The organism is Planctomycetia bacterium (assembly GCA_034440135.1).
Taxonomy (GTDB): Bacteria; Planctomycetota; Planctomycetia; order Pirellulales; family JALHLM01; genus JALHLM01.
This window is the reverse complement of the sequence record JAWXBP010000471.1, coordinates 1-3859: the sequence shown is the minus strand read 5'-3', so window position 1 is coordinate 3859 and position 3859 is coordinate 1. Positions and strand designations below refer to the sequence as shown.

Here is a 3859-nt window from a genome sequence, read left to right as displayed (position 1 = left end):
CTGCTCGTCCGATGTTTGCACCGAATGTGCGACGGCCGAAGCGTCCACCGTCGATTTGACTTCACCGCCGCCGGCCCCCGAGAGCGACTCCCTGTAAGGCACGATGGACGAACATCGACGCGACCCACCCTAGTAATCGCTAATAACCAACCCGCACGACGAGCCAGGCCACCAGGCCAGCTCGTCGTGCTTTTTTCTGCGCACGACGAAATTGGCCCGCGAAACACGCGAAAAGACGCGAAAGAACAAATTGGGCTCACAATCAATTGCCCATGGCGCGGTTGTCAATTCATCAAGTCGCGGATCAGTCGTTGCCTTCTCGACGCAAATACGATTGAGGCGATCCTGATTTTCGCGTCTTTTCGCGAGTTTCGCGGGCACACTCCGGCTTAAGGCAGCACGCGCAAGCGGATATTGCGGTATTCAATGTTGCCGGAGTGGTCTTGCAAACAGATGTGCCCCTTGGCGGCCTTGGCATACGTCGGCTTGTCGCGGAACTTGCTGTTGGCCAGCCGTTCGTTGAAGTCGTCGCTCCAGAGCTCGCATTCGACGAGCTTTTCGCCATTGAGCCAGTGCTCGATGTGATTGCCGTCGACAACAAGGCGCACTTCATTCCATTCGCCGGCCGGATGCGTGACGTCTTTCGCCGGCGCATAGAGATCGTAGAGCGCGCCGGCGTGGTGCCGCGTTTCGCTTTCGCCCCAGCCGATGTTGTCGAGCACCTGCATCTCCGGCGCTTCGTGCCAGGAGGTGGCGGCCTCTTCGACGACACGATAGAGAATCCCGCTGTTGACGCCCTTGCCCACGCGCCATTGCAGCCGCAGCTCGAAGTTCGCGTACTCGTCCTGCGTCACAATGTCATCGCCGCCCCCCGCGCCTTTGCCGCCCTCGCCTCCCGCGACCCGCGTGAGAATTCCGTCGATCACCTTCCAGCCCGGCGGCATTTCGTCCATCTTGTAGCCGCGCCAGCCATCGGTGGACTTGCCGTCGAACAGCAGTTGGAAGCCTTCTCGTTGCTCCTCCGCGGTGAGCGTGTTTTGCGGGACGTCTTCGGCAATACCTTGCGAAACGCTGCAGAGCGCGAGCATCACGGCGAAGAGAAGTTGGCGTGACATGAAGTAGCCTCCCAGAGGGCGCGCGTTGATTCGAACAATTCGGCCATCGTCGACGGGGCGTGACGCGATGTCAATGCTTGTTCAGAATACTCGCGACACTAGCCCGTAGCGCCAGCGAGGGAGATTTGACGTTGATTTCGAGTAAGGATGGAACTCTCCGTTGCGTATCAATGAGGCCACCGAGAGTTTCGTCTCGGTCCGTACCCGTCGTCCTCTCCCCCTCGCTGGCGCTACGGGCTAGTATGATGACTATGTCATCTCGTACCGAATTCCGCTCGGAGCAGGCGCACCCTTCCGCGTACATTGCGGCCGGCGCGGTAGTGGTCGGCGACGTCACGCTCGCCGCGGAGTCCAGCGTGTGGTTCCACGCGGTGCTGCGCGGCGACGTCGATCACATCGCCGTTGGCGAGCGTTCCAATATTCAGGACGGCGCCGTATTGCACGCGGATCACGGATTTCCCTGTCGGATTGGCGCCGGCGTCACCGTCGGACATCGCGCGATCATCCACGGAGCGACCGTCGACGACAACACCACGATCGGCATGGGCGCGATCGTGTTGAACGGCGCCGTGGTGGGCGAAGATTGCATCATCGGCGCGGCGGCGCTCGTCACCGAAGGCACGCACATTCCGCCCGGTTCGCTGGCGGTCGGCATTCCCGCGAAAGTGAAGCGCGCCCTCACGCCGGCAGAAATCGAGCACAATCGCCTGAGCGCCGCGCACTACGTCGAGAACGCGAAGCGATTCGCCGAATCCGCGAAATCGTAGCGCCGCACGTGTCAGTGTTCGCTGGAAGCCGTTTCGATATAACTCCGCACGTTCGCTTCCAGCACGTCCAACGGCACCGCGCCGCTGCGCAGGACGACGTCGTGGAATTCGCGGATGTCGAAATTCACGCCCAGCTTTTCCTCGGCTTCCGCGCGCAATTGGCGGATCTTCAATTCACCCGTTTTATAGGCCAACGCCTGGCCAGGCCAGGCGATGTAGCGGTCCACCTCGTTGGTGATGTTCAGCAGCGTCATCGCGGAGTTGTCCGCCATGAACTGAATCGCCTGCTCGCGCGTCCAGCCGAGGTAGTGAATGCCCGTGTCAACGACCAGACGGCAAGCCCGCCACATCTCGTAACTCAGCCGACCGAAGTTTTGATACGGATCCTCGTAGAAGCCGACCTCCAGACCCAATCGCTCGGAATAGAGCCCCCAGCCTTCAACGAACGCCGTAAAACCGGCAAAGCGGCGGAACGGCGGTAGCTCGCTCAACTCTTGTTGCAGCGCGATCTGCAGGTGATGCCCCGGCACGGCCTCGTGGAGCGACAAGGCCTCGATTTCGTACAACGGCCGGCTCTTGAGGTCGTAGGTGTTCACATAGTAGAAACCTGCCCGCGAGCCGTCCCCCGACGACGGCATGTAATAAGCCGTGGTGGTGATCGGCGCGATGTAATCCGGCACTTCGCGAATCCCGTACGGCACGCGCGGCAACCGCTTGAACAGCCGCGGCAACTCGCCGTCCATGCGCTTCAGCACCAGGCTGGTTTCCTTGAGCAACTGCTCCGGAGTTGTCGCGTAAAACGCCGGATCCGTGCGCAGATGCTCGACAAACTTCGCGAAATCTCCGTCGAAGCCGATCTCTCGAATCAGCTCCTCCATCTCGCCGCGAATGCGTTTCACCTCGGCAAGTCCCGTTTCGTGGACCGCCTCCGGGGTGAGATCGAGCGTCGTGTATTGTCGCACGCGATGCCGGTAGAACTCGCGGCCGTTCGGCAACGCGGATGCGCCCGGCTGCGTACGCGCTTGCGGCACATAGTCTTCGGACATGAATTCCAGGAAGTCGCGGTACGCCGGCACGACGTTTTCGGCGATCGCCTGCCGGGCGGACTCGGTGAGTCTCACTCTGTCCGCATCCGGAACGCGATCCGGGAATTTCTTGAAAGGATCGAAGAGCACGCTCCGCGTCGGGTCGTCCGTGATCTGCGATTGAATCGGCTTCTCGAACCCGCGCAACACGACGGCCGGCAAGGTGTAGCCTTGCTTCACGGCCTCGCGCAAGAGCTCGATGTGCTGATCGGTATAGACGCGAAACGCGTTCAGCCTCGACAGATAATTCTCGTAATCCTGGACCGTGTCGAGCGGCGTCTGCTTCGGCAGATCCGCGAAGAAGATATGAAACCCTTCGCGGTTGGTGATCGGCATCAAATAGCCGCGCAACTCGTACTCGCGCAGTCCGTCTGCGCGCAGGCGGCGGAAGACGTCGTAGTTGATCTGATTCTCACGATCGAGCTGCGATCGATCGATCGCTTCGAGCCGTTCGAGGAACTTTCGATCGGCCGCGGCGCGGCGCTCGATATCGGCGATGGTTACGTTCGGCAAGCGGTCGTTGAACCGCCGGTCGCCGGCCTGCGTGGCCAAGAGCGGGTCTTCGCGCAGGTCGTGCTGCCAGGCTTCTTCGAGGAGTTGCTTCAATTCGTCGGCCGGCGCGGCCGTGACCGCAGGATGACTCCACAACGCAAGTAAGATCGCAACGGATAGAGTGCTTGGCAGTCGCATTGTTGTTACTCGTGGATGAATCTGCGTGGCTTTCAGCTGAAGTCCAACGACGCTAGGCTCTGTTGACGATTAAATCCGTTTCAGGCGGATGAATCCGAGGGCGAGTTGGATGATTGCCAGAAATGTTTGTTTCAGTTTTTCGTAGCGAGTGGCGACGCGGCGGAACTCTTTGAGTTTGCCGAAGAGACGTTCGATCATGTTG

The 3859-nt window shown here is 60.5% G+C and carries 4 protein-coding genes; 1 reads left to right on the top strand and 3 read right to left on the bottom strand.

Features of this window, described 5'->3' with window-relative positions:
• Window positions 1-389 precede the first annotated feature (389 nt).
• Window positions 390-1115: a DUF1080 domain-containing protein gene (locus tag SGJ19_26835; GenBank protein ID MDZ4783880.1), complete on the bottom strand. Its 726-nt coding sequence runs from the start codon at window positions 1113-1115 to the stop codon at window positions 390-392.
• A 251-nt stretch (window positions 1116-1366) separates the two neighbouring features.
• Here SGJ19_26835 and SGJ19_26830 point away from each other — a divergent pair, with 251 nt between their 5' ends.
• Window positions 1367-1882 (top strand): gamma carbonic anhydrase family protein, encoded by a 516-nt coding sequence (locus SGJ19_26830; GenBank protein MDZ4783879.1) that lies wholly within the window; start codon window positions 1367-1369, stop codon window positions 1880-1882.
• 11 nt (window positions 1883-1893) lie between these two features.
• Here SGJ19_26830 and SGJ19_26825 read toward each other — a convergent pair whose 3' ends face one another.
• Window positions 1894-3657 (bottom strand): DUF885 domain-containing protein, encoded by a 1764-nt coding sequence (locus SGJ19_26825; GenBank protein ID MDZ4783878.1) that lies wholly within the window; start codon window positions 3655-3657, stop codon window positions 1894-1896.
• A 69-nt stretch (window positions 3658-3726) separates the two neighbouring features.
• On the bottom strand, window positions 3727-3859 hold a 133-nt coding region (locus tag SGJ19_26820), incomplete at its 5' end, for a transposase (GenBank protein MDZ4783877.1).

Excerpts from the sequence above, each read along its gene's own strand:
- SGJ19_26835 (MDZ4783880.1), bottom strand. The coding sequence starts at position 1,115 with ATGTCACGCCAACTTCTCTTCGCCGTGATGCTCGCGCTCTGCAGCGTT.
- SGJ19_26830 (MDZ4783879.1), top strand. The coding sequence starts at position 1,367 with ATGTCATCTCGTACCGAATTCCGCTCGGAGCAGGCGCACCCTTCCGCG.
- SGJ19_26825 (MDZ4783878.1), bottom strand. The coding sequence starts at position 3,657 with ATGCGACTGCCAAGCACTCTATCCGTTGCGATCTTACTTGCGTTGTGG.